The organism is Novosphingobium sp. AAP93, from assembly GCF_001296055.1.
In the GTDB taxonomy this organism is placed as follows: domain Bacteria; phylum Pseudomonadota; class Alphaproteobacteria; order Sphingomonadales; family Sphingomonadaceae; genus Novosphingobium.
The window spans coordinates 27,554-45,624 of record NZ_LJHZ01000087.1 but is presented as its reverse complement, the minus strand read 5'-3'; the positions used below and the strand labels follow the sequence as shown (position 1 = coordinate 45,624).

The window sequence follows — 18,071 nt, the reverse complement described above, 5'->3', positions numbered from 1 at the left end:
CTACCCCTCGACGATTCGGTAGGGCACCAGATCGCGCTGGCTGGGATCGACGGCGATGGCCTTGTCGCTGGGCGGGAAGGCGCGCTGGTCGCAGCTGTCGCGCGGGCAGATGCGGCAGGAGATGCCGATGCGGGTGACGGCGTCTTCGTTCGTCAGGTTGAGGCCGTCGGCATAGACGAACTCGTCGGCCAGCGCAGCTTCGCAGCCGAGGACGACGGCGTAGCGGCGGGGCTGGCGGTAGTAGCTGCCGCTGGGTTTCACGAGGCCCTTGGCGATCGAGACGTAGCGGATGCCGTCGGGCATTTCGGCGAGCTGGACGTGGATGCGGTCCGGAATGGCGACAGCCTCATGGACGATCCATAGGGGGCACGCGCCGCCGAAGCGCCCGAACTGGAGGCGCGTTGCGGAATGGCGCTTGGTGATGTTGCCCGCCATGTCGACCCGCGCGAAGAACACCGGAATGCCGCGCGCCTGCGGGCGCTGGAGCGTGGAGAGGCGGTGGCAGCACTGCTCGAAGCTGACATGGAAGAGCTGGCGCAGGCGGTCGATATCGTGGCGCAAAGTCCGCGCCGCGCTGCGGAAGCGCTCATAGGGCATCAGCAGCGCCCCTGCCGCGTAGTTGCCGAGGCCGACGGTGAGGAGGTGGCGGGCGGCTTCGGTCTGCAAAGGGGCGGAGGCGACGATCTGGGCAATCTGGCCGGACAGCGCCATGGCGGCGACCTGATAGGCGAGCTGGAAGCGGCTCGATTCGTTGGGCTGGGCGGAATCGAGCTGGAGGTGGCGGCGCTTGGCATCGAACCGGCGCAAGGCGGCGCCGCTGGCCCATTCGATGGTCACGCCTTCGCGGCGCAGCCATTGCTGCATGGTGCGGATGCGAGGGGACGCATCGTCTCCGGCAATCCAGTGCGCCAGGGTTTCGGCGTCGCGATCGATGCGGTCGACGTAATTGTTGGCGAGGTGGAACCAGTCGCGCACTTCCTCCCACGGGAGGCGGCCACCCGCGATTTCGGAGCCGCCACGGTCCGCGCCGATGGCTTCGTCGAGCATCTCGAGCCGCTGGCGGCCCTTGGCGAAGAGGCCGTGGAGCGTGATGAAGCTTTCCGCGAACTGGGGGAACTGGCGGGCGAGGCGCTCGACCTGATCGGCGGGAATGCCGCCGGGCAGCTGCGGATCGGCGAGCGCCTCGCGCAGCGATTCCGCGAGGGTATCGGCTTCGGGCGGCGCGAGATCGGCCCAGTCGATGGGAAAGGCGGCGCGCAAGGCATCGGCCAGCGCCGGGGTGAGATGGCGCTCGTCGGTTTCGAGCTGCGAGAGATAGGGCGCGCTGATGCCGAGTGCTGTGGCCATCTCGGCCTGACGCAAGCCACGGCGCTGGCGAAGTGTGCGCAAGGCTTGGCCTGCAAAGATCCGGCGGTTGGACATCTTTACCATCTCTGAGATGCCCCAAGCCCGCTCACCCTGAGCTTGTCGAAGGGTGCTGGCGCGACGGTCGCGCTGTGATGCTTCGACAAGCTCAGCATGAGCGGGGTGGGGAGGGGACAGGAATGAGGATGTGTAGTTTGCAAAGTCTGACTTTGCAACTTTGCTGAATTGCATTGGACAGGCGCACTGCAATGCGGCATCCGCCTCAGCCTTGATCCCTAGCAACCGGGGCTATGCACGAATGTCTGCCAATATCGCCGAAATGGAAAAGCGCCGCGAGGCGGCCCGCATGGGCGGCGGCCAGCGCCGCATCGATGCCCAGCATGCCAAGGGCAAGCTGACCGCGCGCGAGCGGCTGGATATCCTGCTCGACGAGGGCAGCTTCGAAGAAATCGACGCCTACGTCGAACACAACTGCGTCGATTTCGGGATGCCCGAGCAGACCGTGCCGGGCGACGGCGTGGTGACGGGTTCGGGCACCATCAATGGCCGGCTGGTCTACGTGTTCAGCCAGGACTTCACCGTGTTCGGCGGTGCGGTTTCCGAGCGGCATGCGATGAAGATCTGCAAGATCATGGACACCGCGCTGAAGGTCGGCGCGCCGGTGATCGGGCTTAACGACAGCGGCGGCGCGCGCATTCAGGAAGGCGTTGCCAGCCTTGGCGGCTATGCCGAGATCTTCCAGCGCAACGTGCTCGCCTCGGGCGTGGTCCCGCAGCTTTCGCTGATCATGGGCCCCTGTGCGGGCGGCGCGGTCTATTCGCCGGCGATGACCGACTTCATCTTCATGGTGAAGGATAGCTCCTACATGTTCGTCACGGGTCCGGACGTGGTCAAGACGGTGACCAACGAGATCGTGACGCAGGAAGAACTGGGCGGCGCGGTGACGCATTCGACCAAGACTTCGGTGGCGGATCTCGCCTGCGAGAACGATATCGAGGCGCTGCTGATGGCGCGCGAGTTCTTCGACTATCTGCCGCTGACCAACCGCTCCGGCGTGCCCGAGCGGCCGACGGCGGATGCGTGGGACCGGCTGGAACACAGCCTCGACACGATCATTCCGGCCTCGGCCAACCAGCCCTACGACATGCACGAGGTGATCACCAAGACACTCGACGAGGGCGAGTTCTTCGAAATCCAGCCCAAGCACGCCGCGAACATCATCTGCGGCTTCGGGCGGATCGAGGGCAAGACGGTGGGCGTGGTGGCGAACCAGCCGATGGTGCTGGCGGGCGTGCTCGATATCAATTCCTCGAAGAAGGCCGCGCGGTTCGTGCGCTTCTGCGACGCGTTCGAGATCCCGATCATCACATTCGTCGACGTGCCGGGCTTCCTGCCGGGCACCGCGCAGGAACTGGGCGGGATCATCAAGCACGGCGCCAAGCTGCTGTTCGCCTATGCCGAGGCGACCGTGCCCAAGATCACCGTGATCACGCGCAAGGCTTATGGCGGGGCCTATGACGTGATGGCCTCCAAGCACTTGCGCGGCGATCTCAACTACGCCTGGCCGACCGCCGAAATCGCGGTGATGGGCGCGAAGGGCGCGGTGGAAATCATTTTCCGCGGGCTTTCGACCGAAGAGCAGGCGGTGAAGACCAAGGAATACGAAGACCGCTTCGCCAACCCGTTCGTGGCGGCGAGCAAGGGCTTTGTCGACGAGGTGATCCACCCGCACTCGACGCGGCGGCGCATTGCGCTGGGGCTGCGGAAACTGCGGAACAAGAGCCTCGAGAACCCCTGGAAGAAGCATGACAATATTCCGCTCTGAGCGGCGGCCTGAAGGACATTTCGACATGACTGACATCTTCATCGTTTCCGGCGCGCGCACGGCCATCGGCACGTTTGGCGGCAGCTTGGCTTCGTTCCGTCCGGCGGACCTTGGCACCATCGTGATCAAGGAAGCGATTGCCCGCGCGGGTCTGACGCCGGACGCCATCGAGAACGTGGTGATCGGCACCGTCGTGCCGACGCAGCCGAAGGACGCCTATGTCAGCCGCGTCGCGGCGGTGAACGCGGGCATTCCCATCGAAAGTCCGGCGATGAACGTGAACCGGCTCTGCGGTTCGGGCCTGCAGGCGATTGTCTCGGCGGCGCAGGGGATTGCGCTGGGCGAGCAGCAGATCGCGATTGGCGGCGGTGCGGAAGTCATGTCGAACGCGCCGCATATGGTGCTCACCGCGCGCAATGGGCAGAAGATGGGCGATCAGGTGATGATGGACGCCATGCTCGGCGCGCTCCACGATCCGTTCGAGAACATCCACATGGGTGTGACGGCGGAGAACGTGGCCGAGCGTCACCAGATCACGCGCGAGACGCAGGATGCGCTGGCGGTGGAAAGCCACAAGCGCGCGGCGGCGGCGACGGCGGCGGGCTATTTCAAGGAGCAGATCGTTCCGGTCGAGATCAAGACCCGCAAGGGCGTGACCGTGTTCGACACCGACGAGCATTTCCGCGCCGATGCCAGCCTTGAATCGATGGCCAGCCTGCGCCCGGTGTTCAAGAAGGACGGCACCGTCACCGCCGGTAACGCCAGCGGCATCAACGACGGCGCGGGCGCGGTCGTGCTGGCGAGCGGCGAGGCTGTGGCCGAGCATGGCCTGAAGCCCATCGCCAAGATTCTGGCGTGGGGCCACGCGGGCGTGGAGCCCAACGTCATGGGTCTCGGCCCGGTGAAGGCCGTGCCGGTGGCGCTGAAGCGCGCTGGGCTGACGCTCGACCAGATCGACGTGATCGAGAGCAACGAAGCCTTTGCGGCGCAGGCCTGCGGCGTGGCCAAGGAGCTGGGCTTCGATCCCGCGAAGACCAATCCGAACGGTTCGGGCATTTCGCTCGGCCACCCCATCGGCGCGACGGGTGCGATCCTGACGATCAAGGCGGCTTACGAACTGCAGCGCACCGGGGGTCAGTACGGCCTCATCACGATGTGCATCGGCGGCGGTCAGGGCATCGCCATGGTGATCGAGAGGGTCTGACATGAAGCTCGGCCGTTTGAACCACATCGGCGTTGCGACGCCATCCATCGCGGACAGTGTGGTGTTCTGGCGCGATGTGATGGGCGCGACGAAGATCCACGAGCCCTTCGATCTCCCCGAGCAGGGCGTGAAGGTGTGTTTCGTCGATACGCCGGGCGCGGATGGCGCGCTGAACGGCACGCAGATCGAGCTGATCGAGCCGCTGCCGGGCAACACCAGCATCGCCAGCTTCCTCGAGAAGAACCCGGCGGGCGGGCAGCACCACATGTGCTACGAAGTGCCGGACATTCACGCGGCCAAGGCGGAGTTCGAGGCACTGGGCAAGCGCGTGCTGGGCGAGCCCCGCATCGGCGCGCACGGGACGCTGATCTTCTTCGTCCACCCGCGCGACATGGGCGGTGTGCTGACCGAGATCATGGAGACGCCGAAAGAGGCGCATTAACTTCGAAGCCCTCTCCTCTTCAGAGGGGAGGGTTGGGAGGGGGGCTCGCGCAGGCGAGCGCCGGATGCCCCTCTCCAACTTCGGCTAGGCAGCAAGCTGCCAAGCCTGCCTATCCTCTCCCCGAGCGGGGAGAGGGCATTGAGGATAGAGCGATGGCGAATATCGAAGACTGGCAGAAGGCCGCCTCGAAGGAAGTGAAGGGCAAGGACCTCACCTGGCAGACGCCCGAAGGCATTGCCGTGAAGCCGCTCTACACGGCGGAAGACGTGACCGCCGATCCCGGCCTGCCCGGCTTCGCGCCGTTCACGCGCGGGGTGCGCGCCTCGATGTATGCGGGGCGTCCGTGGACGATCCGGCAATATGCGGGCTTCTCCACTGCCGAGGAATCGAACGCGTTCTATCGCCGGAATCTGGCGGCGGGGCAGAAGGGCTTGTCGGTCGCCTTCGACCTTGCGACGCACCGCGGCTATGACAGCGATCATCCGCGCGTGGTGGGCGATGTCGGCAAGGCGGGCGTGGCGATCGACAGCGTCGAGGACATGAAGATCCTGTTCGACGGGATTCCGCTCGATCAGATGTCGGTTTCGATGACCATGAACGGCGCGGTGATCCCCATCCTCGCGTTCTTCATCGTGGCGGGCGAGGAGCAGGGCGTGAGCCGCGCCCAGCTCGACGGGACCATCCAGAACGACATCCTCAAGGAGTTCATGGTCCGCAACACCTATATCTATCCGCCCGAGCCCTCGATGCGGATCATCTCGGACATCTTCGGCTACACCAGCCGCGAGATGCCCAAGTTCAATTCGATCTCGATTTCCGGCTATCACATGCAGGAAGCCGGGGCGACGCAGGTGCAGGAGCTCGCGTTCACCATTGCCGACGGCATGGAATACGTGAAGTATGGCGTGGCTTCGGGCCTCGATATCGATGCCTTTGCGGGCCGCCTCTCGTTCTTCTTCGCCATCGGCATGAACTTCTTCATGGAAGTGGCCAAGCTGCGCGCGGCGCGCGTGCTGTGGCACCGGGTGATGACGCAGCTGGGCGCCAAGGACGAACGCTCCAAGATGCTGCGCACGCACTGCCAGACTTCGGGCGTGAGCTTGCAGGAGCAGGACCCCTACAACAACGTGATCCGCACCACGATCGAGGCGATGGCCGCGATGCTGGGCGGCACGCAGTCGCTCCACACCAATGCGCTCGACGAAGCCATCGCGCTGCCGACCGACTTTTCCGCGCGCATCGCCCGCAACACGCAGATCGTGATCCAGGAAGAAACGGGGATGACCAAGGTGGTCGATCCGCTGGGCGGTTCCTACTACGTCGAGGCCCTGACGCAGGAGCTGGTCGACAAGGCCTGGGAGATCATCGAGCGCGTGGAAAGCGAAGGCGGCATGGCCAAGGCTGTGGCGGCGGGCTGGCCCAAGGCGATGATCGAGGAAGCCGCCGCCGGACGGCAGGCGCGGGTGGACAAGGGCGATGACGTGATCGTCGGCGTCAACAAGTACCGCCTCGCCAGCGAAGACCAGCTCGATACGCTGGAAGTCGACAACATGGCGGTGCGCGAAGGCCAGATCGCGCGGCTGAAGTGGGTGCGCGAAACGCGCGACGAGACCAAGTGCCGTGCCGCTCTGAATGCTCTGACCGAAGGAGCGAAGACCGGCGGCAATCTGCTCGAACTCGCGGTCGAAGCCGCGCGGCACCGCGCGACGCTGGGCGAGATTTCGGATGCGATGGAGATCGTGTTCGGCCGCCACGGCACGCACCCGACCCCGGTTCGCGGCGTCTACAGCGCCTACTACGCGGGGGATTCGCGCTACCAGCAGGTGCTCGACGGCGTGGAGGCGGTGACGCGCCGACTGGGCCGCGCGCCCCGCATGCTTGTCGCCAAGATGGGCCAGGACGGACATGACCGCGGCGCGAACGTGATCGCCTCCGCGTTCGGCGACATGGGCTTCGACGTGACGAGCAGCCCGCTGTTCCAGACGCCCGAGGAAGCCGCCAAGCTGGCGCTGGAGGCCGATGTCGATGCAGTCGGCGCGTCTTCACTGGCGGCGGGCCACAAGACGCTGATCCCCGAACTGATCCGCCACCTGCGCGAAGCGGGCCGCAGCGATATCAAGGTCGTCGCGGGCGGGGTGATCCCGCCGCAGGACTACGACTTCCTGCGCGAGGCGGGGGTGCAGGGCATCTACGGCCCGGGCACCAATGTGGTCGAAGCGGCGGCGGACATGCTGCGCCTGCTTGGGCACAATATGCCGCCCGCGGGCGAAGAACTGGCGGCTGCGGAGTGAGGGGGATGTTTGTCTGCCTCGCCGCTTTCTGCTATTCTACCATGCATATGGTAGAAAGGTAGAACTATGGGCGCGCAGATGAATATAAAGAATGCCGAGGCGGCCGAGCTGGCAAGCAAGCTCGCTGCCATGGAGGGGAAGAGCGTCACGCAAGTCGTGCTGGATGCCCTGCGCGCGCGGGAAAGGGCACTGACGGCCGAGGACCGGTTCGCGCGGGCGATGGCGATCTGCACCGAGACGGCAGCCCGCCTGTCGCCGGAAATGCGGGCGCTCGACATCGACGACTTTCTCTATGACGAATACGGACTGCCAAAGTGATCGTTGATAGTTCCGCCATGGTCGCAATGCTCTGGAAAGAGCCGGAGGCGGCCCCGTTCCTCTCGGCGATCATCGCTGCCGGCGGGGGATTGATCTCGGCCGGCAACTATCTCGAGGCATCGATTGTTATCGACAAACAGCGCGATCCCGCCATCAGCGCAGGGTTGGACAACCTGCTCGCTGAACTGGAAATCGATATTGCCCCGGTGACAGCCACACAGGCCCGCTTGGCCCGCCAAGCCTACCGCGATTTCGGCAGGGGCAGCGGCCATCCCGCCAAGCTCAACTATGGCGATTGCTTCGCTTATGCCCTCGCGGTGGAGCGCGGCGAGCCGCTGCTCTACAAGGGGGATGATTTTGCACATGCCGGGTTGGCGAGAGTGGTGGCATGACTGACACGCCCAAAGGCTATGTCGTCGCCGAAGTCGACGTCCATGATGCGGAAGGGTTCGCCGCCTATCGCGCCGCGGTGCCTGCGGTGATCGCGCAGTTCGGCGGCCGCTACGTGGTGCGTGGCGGCGCGATCACGGGCGTGGAGGGCGGTGCTCCCACGGGCCGCATCGTCATTGTCGAGTTTCCGAGCAAGGCGCAGGCCGAAGCCTTTGTGAATTCTGCCGAATATGCCCCGGTGGCAGCGATCCGCCAGCGGACCAGTTCCTCGCGCCTCTTCGTTGTTGAAGGGGTGGAGGGGTGAGTCGTCGGCGTTTAGCCTCCCTCCTTTCCTTCACCCCGGGCTTGACCCGGGGTTCGGCTGCCTTGTGCGGCGGTGCTGGAAAAGCGGGACCCCGGATCAAGTCCGGGGTGACGAAGGGTGAAGGTGCGGGGGCATGAGCGGGCGTCGTCGTATGTCGTTCATTGTGACCAGCCTGCTGATGTGGGTTCTTCTGGGGGCAACACTTTGGTCGTTGCTCACCACGCTGGAAACGAGTTGCAAGTTGCAGGAACAGCGCTCTGGCTTGTGGGCAGAATGCTTCGCTCCAGCCGGCCAGATTTATCTCGGTCTGTTTGCGCTGATCTTTACTGTCGACCTGATCCGGATTGTTTCGGTGCTGCAGGCAGCGAAGCCTGAGAAGGAATAAGAATGTTCAAGAAAATCCTCATCGCCAACCGTGGTGAAATTGCTTGCCGCGTGATCAAGACCGCGCGGCGGATGGGTATCCAGACCGTTGCGGTCTATTCGGATGCCGATGCGCGCGCGCCGTTTGTGAAGATGGCGGACGAGGCGGTGCATATCGGGCCTTCGCCCGCTGCGCAGAGCTACCTTATCGCGGACAAGATCATCGCGGCCTGCAAGCAGACGGGCGCCGAGGCGGTGCATCCGGGCTATGGCTTCCTTTCCGAGCGGACCTCATTTGCCGAGGCGCTGGCAGCGGAGGGCATCGCGTTCATCGGGCCGCCCGTGAACGCCATTGCCGCGATGGGTGACAAGATCGAATCGAAGAAGCTGGCGAAGGCGGCGGGCGTGAATGTCGTCCCCGGCTTCGTGGGCGAGATCGAAGATACCGAGCACGCGGTGCGCATCTCGGACGAGATCGGCTATCCGGTGATGATGAAGGCCTCGGCCGGTGGCGGCGGCAAGGGCATGCGGCTGGCGTACTCCGAAAAGGACGTGCGCGAGGGCTTCGAGGCGGTGAAGCGCGAGGGGCTGAACTCGTTCGGCGATGACCGCGTGTTTATCGAGAAGTTCATCCTCAATCCGCGCCACATCGAGATCCAGATCCTCGGCGACCAGCACGGCAACATCATCTACCTCAACGAGCGCGAGTGCTCGATCCAGCGGCGGCACCAGAAGGTGGTCGAGGAAGCGCCCTCGCCCTTCGTGACGCCGAAGATGCGAAAAGCGATGGGCGAGCAGTGCGTCGCGCTGAGCCGCGCGGTGGGCTATTACTCGGCGGGCACGGTGGAGCTGATCGTCTCGGGCGCGGACCCGAGCGGGGAGAGCTTCTACTTCCTCGAAATGAACACCCGCCTGCAGGTGGAGCACCCGGTGACCGAAGCGATCACCGGCATCGATCTGGTCGAGCAGATGATCCGCGTGGCGGCGGGCGAAAAGCTCGCCTTCACGCAGGACGATATCGGCATCGACGGCTGGGCCATCGAGAACCGTGTCTATGCCGAAGATCCCTATCGCGGCTTCTTGCCCTCGACCGGGCGGCTGGTGCGCTATGATCCGCCGGTGGAAGGCTGGACCGACGACGGCGCGGCCAACGGGCGGCGCGGCGTCGGCGGCGTGCGCGTGGACGACGGCGTCTATGAAGGCGGCGAAGTCTCGATGTTCTACGATCCGATGATCGCCAAGCTGGTGACGTGGGGCGCGACGCGTGACGAGGCGGCGGACCGGCAGATCGAAGCATTGGATGCCTTCGAGATCGAGGGCCTCGGCCACAACATCGATTTCGTCTCGGCGATCATGCAGCACCCGCGCTTCCGTTCGGGCGAGCTGACTACCGGGTTCATCGCCGAGGAATACCCCGACGGGTTCCACGGCGCGGCGACGTCGGACGAGACCAAGCGTTCGCTGGTGGCGCTGGCGGGCTTTCTGGCCACGGCGCGGGCGGACCGCGCGCGACAGGTCGATGGGCAGCTGGGCGAAACGCTCGATCCGCCGTTCGACTGGGCGGTGCGCATCGGCGAGACCGACTATGCCGTGACGGTGGATGAAGAGGCGATCACCGTCGATGGCGACGAGATCGATCTGGAGCTGGAGTATACGCCGGGCGACCGCGTCGTCATGGCCGAAGTGGGCGGCCAGCCGCTGACGGTGAAGGTCAAGGCCCGCGCCACCGGCTTCACCCTGACGACGCGCGGCGCGAGCCACGATGTGCGCGTGCACCCGGCGCGAATCGCCGGGCTGACCGGGCACATGATCGCCAAGGTCGCGCCCGACATGTCGAAGTACCTCGTCTGCCCGATGCCCGGGCTGCTCGTGGCGCTGCATGTGGGCGTGGGCGACAGCGTCGAGGCCGGGCAGCCGCTCGCCGTGGTCGAGGCGATGAAGATGGAAAACATCCTGCGTGCCGAGAAATCGGGCAAGGTGAAGGCGGTGAACGCGGCGCAAGGGGAAAGCCTTGCGGTGGATGCGATCATCCTTGAAATGGAGTAGAAGCGCCGCTGATGCCCCTGCTCACATTCGTGCATGGGCAGCGGGTGAGGTTGACGTTTACGTAAGCGCGAATTATGCGCGCGCCACAAGTTTGAGAAAGGCCTGACACGATGAAAGCCCTGGTCTGCGTGAAGCGGGTGATCGACTACAACGTGAAGCCGCGCGTGAAGGCGGATGGCACGGGGGTTGACCTTGCTAACGTGAAGATGAGCATGAACCCCTTCGACGAAATCGCGGTCGAAGAAGCCATTCGCCTCAAGGAAAAGGGCGTGGTCACCGAGATCGTCGCGGTTTCGGTCGGGCCGGCCAAGGCGCAGGAAACACTGCGCACCGCGCTCGCCATGGGTGCGGACCGCGCGATCCTCGTTGTCAGCGAAGACGAGGTCGAGCCGCTCGCCGTCGCCAAGATCGTCAAGGCGATTGCCGACGAAGAGCAGCCGGGCCTCATCATCACCGGCAAGCAGGCGATCGACGACGACGCCAACCAGGTCGGCCAGATGGTTGCCGCGCTGCTGGGCCGTCCGCAGGGCACCTTTGCCAACGAAGTCGCGGTCGAGGGCGACAGCATCGTGGTGAAGCGCGAAATCGATGGCGGTCTGGAGACGGTGAAGCTGGCGCTGCCTGCCGTGGTCACCACCGACCTGCGCCTCAACGAACCGCGCTATGCTTCGCTGCCCAACATCATGAAGGCAAAGTCCAAGCCGCTCGCCACCAAGGCCCCGGCGGACTACGGCGTCGATATCGCGCCGCGCCTCAAGACGCTCAAGGTCACCGAACCGCCGGTGCGCAGCGCGGGTATCAAGGTGCCTGACGTCGATACGCTGGTCGCCAAGCTCAAGGAAATGGGAGTCGCCTGATGACGAAGACGCTTGTTTGGGTCGAACACGACAACGCTTCGATCAAAGACGCGACGCTGGCCGTCGTGACTGCTGCTTCGCAGATCGGCGACGTGACCGCGTTGGTTGCGGGCTCTGGCTGTGACGGTGCTGCCGCCGCTGCTGCGCAGATCGCCGGTGTGAGCAAGGTGCTCAAGGCCGATGACGCGGCCTATGCCAATGCGCTGGCCGAGAACGTCGCGCCGCTCGTCGCCGGCCTTATGGCCGATTACGACGTGTTCGTCGCGCCCGCCACGACGACCGGCAAGAACATCGCGCCGCGCGTTGCCGCGCTGCTTGACGTGATGCAGGTTTCCGACATCCTCTCGGTCGAAGGCCCCAGGACCTTCACCCGTCCGATCTACGCCGGCAACGCGATTGCGACGGTTGAAGCGACCGATGCCAAGCTGGTTGTCACCGTGCGCGGCACCGCCTTTGCGAAGGCGGATGCGACCGGCGGTTCGGCGGCGGTGGAAGCCGTGGCTGCGGCAGGCGATGCCGGCACGTCGAGCTTCCTCGGTTCGGAAATCGCCAAGAGCGAACGTCCGGAACTGACCTCGGCCAAGATCATCGTCTCGGGCGGCCGCGCGCTGAAGGATGCGGAAACGTTCCAGAGCGTGATCATCCCGCTGGCCGACAAGCTCGGTGCGGGCGTCGGTGCAAGCCGCGCGGCGGTGGATGCGGGCTATGTGCCCAACGACTACCAGGTCGGCCAGACCGGCAAGATCGTTGCGCCGGAAGTCTACATCGCGGTCGGCATCTCCGGCGCGATCCAGCACCTTGCGGGCATGAAGGATTCCAAGACCATCATCGCCATCAACAAGGACGAGGACGCCCCGATCTTCCAGGTTGCGGACATCGGCCTCGTCGGCGATCTGTTCACGCTGGTGCCGGAACTGACCGGCAAGCTCTGAGCTTCGCTTCAGCACGGAAACACGGGAAGGGCTCCACCACGGTGGAGCCTTTTCTGTTTGGCCGTGACCTGATCTGCCGTTACGTTTCGGGCATGGGGATGATCCGGCGATTTTGCGCAGTCTTGCTCATGGCTCTGGGCTTGCTGCCCGGGTCCGCGTGGGCGGCGGAAACGGTGCTTGAGCCGCTCGACAAATGGGTGCTCAGCTACGCCGAGGATTCCTGCCGGCTGGCGCGGGCCTTTGGCACCAAGGACAACAAGATCGTGCTGGTCATGGACCAGTACATGCCCGCCGGGATTCTCGATCTATCGCTGATCGGAAAGCGGCTTGGCCGCTATGAAAAGAACCGGGTTGAACTGATCACCACGTTTGGCCCGGGCCTGCCTGTGGGCGAGGCGCGCGAGGCGCTTACCGGGACAGTGGGGCCGGACCACACGACGATCCTGATGATCGGTGGGCGCGATCTGCTCAATCGGCATCAGGTCAAAGGAGCTTCGGACGAGCTTTTCGCCACCACCAAAGAGCAGGAAGCCGCCGTCACCGAATTGCACATTGCCATGGGTGCGCGTCGGATCCTGTTGCGTACCGGGTCCATGGCATCGCCACTCGTCGCTATGCGCGCCTGCATGGCCGATCTTGTCAAGACATGGGGGCTCGATCCGGCGCAGCAGGATGCGCTCACCAGGCGGCCAGTCCCCACAACCAGTCTTACGAAGTGGCTGACACCAAACGATTATCCAAAGGAGCCTCTCTCGATTGGTGCCAGCGCCATTGTGCGTTTCCGCATCATGGTAGGTGCGGACGGGCTCCCGACCAAGTGCGCGATTCAGCAGGCGACGCTCTCGCCCGAGTTCACCAAGCTGACCTGCGATCTCCTGATGGCACGCGCGCGGTTCAACCCTGCGCTTGATCGGGATGGCAAGCCGGTCGCCAGCTTCTACACCAATTCGGTGCGCTGGCTGGCCGTATAGACGTCACAGCGCCAGCGTCAGACACTGGCTGAAATCGTCCACCACATAATCGGCAAAGGCCTCGCATGCCTCGAAGCCGTATTTGCGGTAGAGCGCGACGGCGGGCGCGAAGGCTTCGGTGCGGCCGGTTTCGAGGCTCACGCGGATGTAGCCGCGCGTTCTCGCCACGGTGAGGAGGTGCTGGAGCATCGCCTCGCCCACGCCCTTGCCGCGCCATTCCGGGGCGGCGCGCATCGATTTGAGTTCGCCGTGGGTATCACCCAGATGCTTGATCGCGCCCATGGCCGCGAGCGCGCCGTGGATGCGGGCCGTGTAGAAGGTGACGCCGGGCTGGCGCAGCTTGTCGAGCGGAAGGGCGTGGACTTTGCAGGCGGGGCTTTCGGCATGCATGCCGCCGAGGTGGTAGGCCACCAGCGCCTGCACGTCTGCGCCCGAGAGGTCGTCTTCGGTGATTTCCAGGCCTTCGATCATGTGCCCCCCGCTGGTCTTGCCGGGACTATCTGCTATCGCGTTCGCCATGACGGATACAAGTGAAAGCCGCTGGGCCATCGCCATCCATGGCGGGGCCGGATCGATGACGCCCGAGACGATGGATGCCGCAGGTGTCGCCGCCCACGAGGCGGCGCTGGGCGTGGCGCTCGATGCGGGGACCGCAGTGCTCAAGGCGGGAGGCTCTGCGCTGGACGCGGTCTGCGCGGCGGTTTCGGCGCTGGAGGATGATCCGCATTTCAACGCGGGGCGCGGCGCGGTGTTCACCTATCACGGCACCAACGAACTCGATGCGGCAGTGATGGACGGCGCCTCGCGCGGGGCGGGGGCGGTCTGCGGGGTGACGCATACGCGCAATCCGGTGAGCCTCGCGCGCACGGTGATGGAAAAGAGCCCGCACGTGTTCCTGAGCGGCGCGGGCGCTGAGGAGTTCGCGCGCGAACAAGGCGTGGAGCAGGTCGATCCCGACTGGTTCGCCACCGAAGCCCGCTGGCAGCAATTGCAGGAACTGAAGGCGAAGAAGCTCGGCTGGTTCGATGCAGGACTGAAGTACGGGACAGTCGGCGCGGTGGCGGTGGATGCCGGCGGCCACGTCGCGGCGGCGACTTCGACCGGGGGCCTCACCGGCAAGCGCTGGGGGCGGATCGGGGATTCGCCGCTGATCGGCGCGGGGACTTATGCCGATGACCGCGCGGCGGCGGTGAGTTGCACCGGCTCGGGCGAGCAGTTCATCCGCGCGGCGGTGGCGCACGAGATCTGCGCGCGGATGCGGCTCGGCGGAGAGGGTCCGCAAAGTGCGACCGAAGCCGTGCTCGCCGAAGTCGGCGAAATGGGCGGGGTTGGCGGCGTGATCTACGCAACACCTACCGGTGAAACGGGTTTTGCCTTCACCACGCCGGGCATGTTCCGGGCGCGTGCGGACAGCGATGGACTGCGCGAAGTCGGGATGTTCGGCGAAGGCTAGGCCGCGTACTTGTCGGCCTTGCGCTTGCCGAGGCGCAGGCCCTGCTCCAACTGGGCGCGGAGCTGGAGATAGTAGGATTCGAGGAAGACCCGTTCGGCGCCCGTCGGATAGGTGCGCCCGATCTTGCGGCTGATCGCATCGGCGACATCATCGAGCGCGGTGCCCCGGCCATCGCGGAGCACGCGCTCCAGCGTCTGCAGCTCGTACTCGCCGTAGACCGCCAGCTCCTGCGGCGCAAAGGTGAAGGCTTGATCGCTGGCGGCGACCGGCGCGCTGACTGAGAGCGCCTGCCCGAGCTTGCGGCGCTGCGCCTCGACCACCCAGGTGCCCGCGATAACGTCGCCGCAGCGCAGGGCATCGCGGTTGAAGAACGGAAATAGCATGAAAATGGCGCACCAGACCGCGCCTGCCCAGCCGGCAAGGTCGGTGTCGCTCCCCGCCGCGACAGCCCCGCCGATGAACACGATCGGCATGAACAACTCGATATCGCGGATGATATTGCGGGCGATCACGGCTTCGGTGGTGAGCCGCTCGGTGCCGCGCGCCGCGATGCGGATGCCGGTCACGCGCTTGCCGGGTGTCGCGCCGCGCGGGCCGAGCTCGAAAAACAGGAACCAGGCATTGCGGAACAGGAACATCGCGATGATCCACACGATCACCAAGGCCTGCAATGCGCGCGCCTTGGGGCCGTCAGCCTCGACCTCCTGAAGCTTCAGGCCGATGCCGCCCGCGATCCAGATCAGGGTATAGGTGGTGGCGATCATCGCCGCCCCGATCAGGGCGAGATCGATCAGCAGCGCCGCCGCCCGCGCGCCGCGTGTGGCGAGGACCAGGGGCAGCGCCACGCCTTCGGGCGTGATCACCGTGCGATTGCGGCTGCGGGGGTCCCGGCGCGCCATCAGGCCGATTGCCCCCGCCCGCGCCAGACGAAGAAATAGCCGCTCCAGAACACGAGCATGAAGCCGCCGACGATCAGGCGCCCGGCGGTGTTGTCGACCAGCTGGCGGCCGAAGCCTTCGAGCAGGCCTGCCACGATCAGCATGAGCACCACGCCGACCATGACTTGTGCGCTGCGCCGCCCTGCCGCTGCGGCCGCATCGAGCACCGCCGCATCACCGGGAAAGGCCATCGCACGCCCGATATGGAGGCCCGCCGCGCCTGCGAGCATGATCGCGAACAGTTCGGTTGTGCCGTGGATCGATAGCCAGCCGACGAGTTCGAGCGTGAGGCCCTGCCCGTGATAGAGCCAGAGCAGCGCGCCGAGGATCGCAGTGTTCTGGATCAGCAGCATCGCGGAAGGCAGGCCGAAGGCAAAGCCCAGCGCGAAGGCAAGGATCGAGACTTGCGCGTTGTTGGAGAAAAGATAGGCGGCGAAGACCGCAAGGCCGTGCTGGTCCTGCTGGCCGAACAGCGTGCCCATCAATACTGCCCGGCTCGCACCGGGGACTCGTGCATCGCCCATCCCGCCGGGCATCAGCGCGTAATACCAATCGGGATCGCTTGCGACGAGCAGCCAGCCAGCAATCGTCCCCGCCACCATGAGCGCAAACGCGATCAGGATGTCCTGTTTCAGCGCACGCACGCTCTCGCCCCAGCCGCCGCCGAAGAAGCGCATAAGCCAGTCGCCCAGCCCGGCGCGCGGGCCATAGACGATAAACCAGGCGCGGCGCGTGAGGCCTTCGAGCCACTCCAGCGTTTCGGCATCAAGCGAGGTCTCGCGCGCGACGGCGAGGCTGGAAACGGCGGTGCGATAGAGCGCGGGGAGGGCAAGCAGGTCCGCATCCGAAATGCCGCGCAGGCGTCCCTTCTCGATCCGGGTGACGATGGTCTCGAGCCGTTTCCACTCGCCCTCGCGCTCAAGGCGGAAGCGGTCCGAGCGCAGCGCGGCATCTTCGGCGGCAGCGATTTGCGCGCTGGCAGCGGGGCTGAACCAGCCGCCGAGCCGACCAAGCAGCCAGGGTGCGGCTTCGCTCATCCGAGGCTTCCGGCGCGTTTCACAGTGAGGTAGGCATCGAGCAGGCGATTGCCGATGTGCTGGTGCGGCGCCTCGACCACGAGAATGCCGGCGCGGCGCAGGCGCTGGAGCACGAGCGTGCGTTGCTGCTGGAGCGTCGTGGCGGTGACCGCCATCGCCGCATCCTGCGCGCTGCGGATCGGCGCATGCACGAAATCGGCAAGTTCGGCATCGGCCATCACGACGAAGATCACGCGGTGCCGCTCGACGAGGCGGCGCATCGATTCGATCATCAGTTCGGCGCTGGTGGGGTCGGTGAATTCGGAGAACACAACAATCAGCGAACGGCGCCGCAGCCGTGCGGCTAGCGTAGACAGCGCGAGCGTGAAGTTGGGCTGCTCGGCACTGTAATCGAGCGCGGCGGCGGCTTCCTGCAGGCGGGCGAATTCGCGCGGGGCTGTGACGAAGGGGCTCATCACCAGTGGGCGCTGGGCAAAACCGTAGAGCGCGACGCGGTCCTGCGCGCCGAGCGCGATCCATGCGGTGGTCAGCGCAGCGGTCACGGCGCGGTCGATGCGCGGCAGGCCCGCAATCGGCTCGCACATCGTCTGCCCGCAATCGAAGGCGAAGACGATCTGGTTGTTGCGCTCGGTCTCATACTCCTTGGCGTAGAGCCTGGCGTGGCGCGCGGACGATTTCCAGTCGATGCGGCGGCGGTCCATGCCGGGTTCGTACTCGGACAGCGCCTCGAACTCGGTCCCTTCGCCCCGGATGCGGCGGGCGACCATGCCGAACTGGGCATCGCGCAGGAAAATCTGCAACGCCGGGCTGCGCACCGGGGCAATGTTGGGGCGCACGCGGACTTCGGCAGCAAGGTCGCGCCGGACTTGCCGCGTGGCGAGGCCCAGCGGCCCGTCCCAGCGCAGCCAGATGGCGTTGACAAGGCCCGTACCGCGCCGGTTGGGGGTGGTGCTGACCTTGACGCTCCATGCACCGTTGTCCCGTGCGAGCGGGGCGACAAGCCTTCCACCGGGTGCAAGGCGCGGATCGAGCGCGAGCGCTGCAACCGGAGCTGCTCGCGGCGCTTCGATGCGGAAATCGGCGAGGACAGTAAGACTCAGCGCTTCACCCACTTCGGCGTCTTGTGGCACGATGACGCGCAAGTCGGACAGCGCCGGGGCCAGCAGCGCATCGAGCAGGACCATCACCAGCAAGGCCCCGCCCAGCGCCGGAGCAGCGACCCATGCCTGCGGTGCGGCAGCGGCTACCACCAGCGCCAGCGGCGCAGCGAGCGCCAGCAGCACCGCGGTGCGCGTCGACGGGTAGAACACCGGGAGGGGCCAGCGCAGTCGCATC

Annotated in this window: 18 protein-coding genes; 13 read left to right on the top strand and 5 right to left on the bottom strand. The window is 65.7% G+C overall.

Annotated elements, in window-relative coordinates:
- Positions 1 to 1,431 (bottom strand): short-chain fatty acyl-CoA regulator family protein, encoded by a 1,431-nt coding sequence (locus IP83_RS13640; RefSeq protein WP_369817030.1) that lies wholly within the window; start codon positions 1,429 to 1,431, stop codon positions 1 to 3.
- 232 nt (positions 1,432 to 1,663) lie between these two features.
- Here IP83_RS13640 and IP83_RS13635 point away from each other — a divergent pair, with 232 nt between their 5' ends.
- The 12 genes from IP83_RS13635 to IP83_RS13580 all read left to right on the top strand — a co-directional run bounded on the left by IP83_RS13635 (position 1,664) and on the right by IP83_RS13580 (position 13,308).
- A complete protein-coding gene (locus IP83_RS13635) occupies positions 1,664 to 3,190 on the top strand; it encodes an acyl-CoA carboxylase subunit beta (RefSeq protein WP_054122774.1) in 1,527 nt (508 codons plus the stop codon).
- Positions 3,191 to 3,215: 25 nt separating this feature from the next.
- The gene (locus IP83_RS13630) at positions 3,216 to 4,394 is read left to right on the top strand and encodes an acetyl-CoA C-acyltransferase family protein (RefSeq protein WP_054122773.1); all 1,179 of its coding nucleotides are present in this window, start codon (positions 3,216 to 3,218) and stop codon (positions 4,392 to 4,394) included.
- Position 4,395: 1 nt separating this feature from the next.
- A complete protein-coding gene (gene mce, locus IP83_RS13625; RefSeq protein ID WP_054122772.1) occupies positions 4,396 to 4,836 on the top strand; it encodes a methylmalonyl-CoA epimerase in 441 nt (146 codons plus the stop codon).
- 152 nt (positions 4,837 to 4,988) lie between these two features.
- Positions 4,989 to 7,127: a methylmalonyl-CoA mutase gene (gene scpA / locus IP83_RS13620; protein ID WP_054122771.1), complete on the top strand. Its 2,139-nt coding sequence runs from the start codon at positions 4,989 to 4,991 to the stop codon at positions 7,125 to 7,127.
- Between the two features lie 66 nt (positions 7,128 to 7,193).
- The gene (locus IP83_RS13615) at positions 7,194 to 7,445 is read left to right on the top strand and encodes a type II toxin-antitoxin system VapB family antitoxin (protein WP_054122770.1); all 252 of its coding nucleotides are present in this window, start codon (positions 7,194 to 7,196) and stop codon (positions 7,443 to 7,445) included.
- Positions 7,446 to 7,462: 17 nt separating this feature from the next.
- Positions 7,463 to 7,837 carry a type II toxin-antitoxin system VapC family toxin gene (locus tag IP83_RS13610; protein WP_231625050.1) on the top strand — a complete coding sequence of 125 codons (375 nt, stop codon included), beginning with the start codon at positions 7,463 to 7,465 and terminating at the stop codon, positions 7,835 to 7,837.
- Positions 7,834 to 8,139: a DUF1330 domain-containing protein gene (locus tag IP83_RS13605; protein ID WP_054122768.1), complete on the top strand. Its 306-nt coding sequence runs from the start codon at positions 7,834 to 7,836 to the stop codon at positions 8,137 to 8,139. Before IP83_RS13610 ends, IP83_RS13605 begins: the two co-directional genes overlap by 4 nt.
- A gap of 133 nt (positions 8,140 to 8,272) precedes the next feature.
- Positions 8,273 to 8,524: a hypothetical protein gene (locus IP83_RS13600; protein WP_156309724.1), complete on the top strand. Its 252-nt coding sequence runs from the start codon at positions 8,273 to 8,275 to the stop codon at positions 8,522 to 8,524.
- Between the two features lie 2 nt (positions 8,525 to 8,526).
- Positions 8,527 to 10,548 carry an acetyl/propionyl/methylcrotonyl-CoA carboxylase subunit alpha gene (locus tag IP83_RS13595; RefSeq protein WP_054122766.1) on the top strand — a complete coding sequence of 674 codons (2,022 nt, stop codon included), beginning with the start codon at positions 8,527 to 8,529 and terminating at the stop codon, positions 10,546 to 10,548.
- 110 nt (positions 10,549 to 10,658) lie between these two features.
- Positions 10,659 to 11,405: an electron transfer flavoprotein subunit beta/FixA family protein gene (locus tag IP83_RS13590; RefSeq protein ID WP_054122765.1), complete on the top strand. Its 747-nt coding sequence runs from the start codon at positions 10,659 to 10,661 to the stop codon at positions 11,403 to 11,405.
- Positions 11,405 to 12,337 (top strand): electron transfer flavoprotein subunit alpha/FixB family protein, encoded by a 933-nt coding sequence (locus IP83_RS13585; protein WP_054122764.1) that lies wholly within the window; start codon positions 11,405 to 11,407, stop codon positions 12,335 to 12,337. Before IP83_RS13590 ends, IP83_RS13585 begins: the two co-directional genes overlap by 1 nt.
- 140 nt (positions 12,338 to 12,477) lie before the next feature.
- Positions 12,478 to 13,308 carry an energy transducer TonB gene (locus tag IP83_RS13580; protein WP_197274372.1) on the top strand — a complete coding sequence of 277 codons (831 nt, stop codon included), beginning with the start codon at positions 12,478 to 12,480 and terminating at the stop codon, positions 13,306 to 13,308.
- 3 nt (positions 13,309 to 13,311) lie between these two features.
- On the opposite strand, the gene IP83_RS13575 is transcribed toward IP83_RS13580, so the two are convergent.
- On the bottom strand, positions 13,312 to 13,827 hold the full coding sequence (locus IP83_RS13575; RefSeq protein WP_369817029.1) for a GNAT family N-acetyltransferase: 516 nt from the start codon (positions 13,825 to 13,827) through the stop codon (positions 13,312 to 13,314).
- On the opposite strand from IP83_RS13575, the gene IP83_RS13570 reads away from it, so the two are divergent.
- Positions 13,826 to 14,761, top strand: coding sequence for an isoaspartyl peptidase/L-asparaginase family protein (locus IP83_RS13570; protein ID WP_054122761.1), 936 nt, complete (start codon positions 13,826 to 13,828; stop codon positions 14,759 to 14,761). The two genes, IP83_RS13575 and IP83_RS13570, sit on opposite strands and share 2 nt — an antisense overlap.
- Here the strand turns inward: IP83_RS13570 and IP83_RS13565 are convergent.
- The 3 genes from IP83_RS13565 to IP83_RS13555 are packed head-to-tail and all read right to left on the bottom strand — an operon-like array spanning position 14,758 to position 18,070.
- Positions 14,758 to 15,660: an RDD family protein gene (locus IP83_RS13565; protein WP_054122760.1), complete on the bottom strand. Its 903-nt coding sequence runs from the start codon at positions 15,658 to 15,660 to the stop codon at positions 14,758 to 14,760. The genes IP83_RS13570 and IP83_RS13565 overlap by 4 nt on opposite strands.
- Positions 15,660 to 16,736 carry a stage II sporulation protein M gene (locus tag IP83_RS13560; RefSeq protein WP_054122759.1) on the bottom strand — a complete coding sequence of 359 codons (1,077 nt, stop codon included), beginning with the start codon at positions 16,734 to 16,736 and terminating at the stop codon, positions 15,660 to 15,662. The genes IP83_RS13565 and IP83_RS13560 overlap by 1 nt, the downstream gene beginning before the upstream one ends.
- Positions 16,733 to 18,070 (bottom strand): DUF58 domain-containing protein, encoded by a 1,338-nt coding sequence (locus IP83_RS13555; protein WP_054122758.1) that lies wholly within the window; start codon positions 18,068 to 18,070, stop codon positions 16,733 to 16,735. Before IP83_RS13555 ends, IP83_RS13560 begins: the two co-directional genes overlap by 4 nt.
- Position 18,071: the final 1 nt, after the last annotated feature.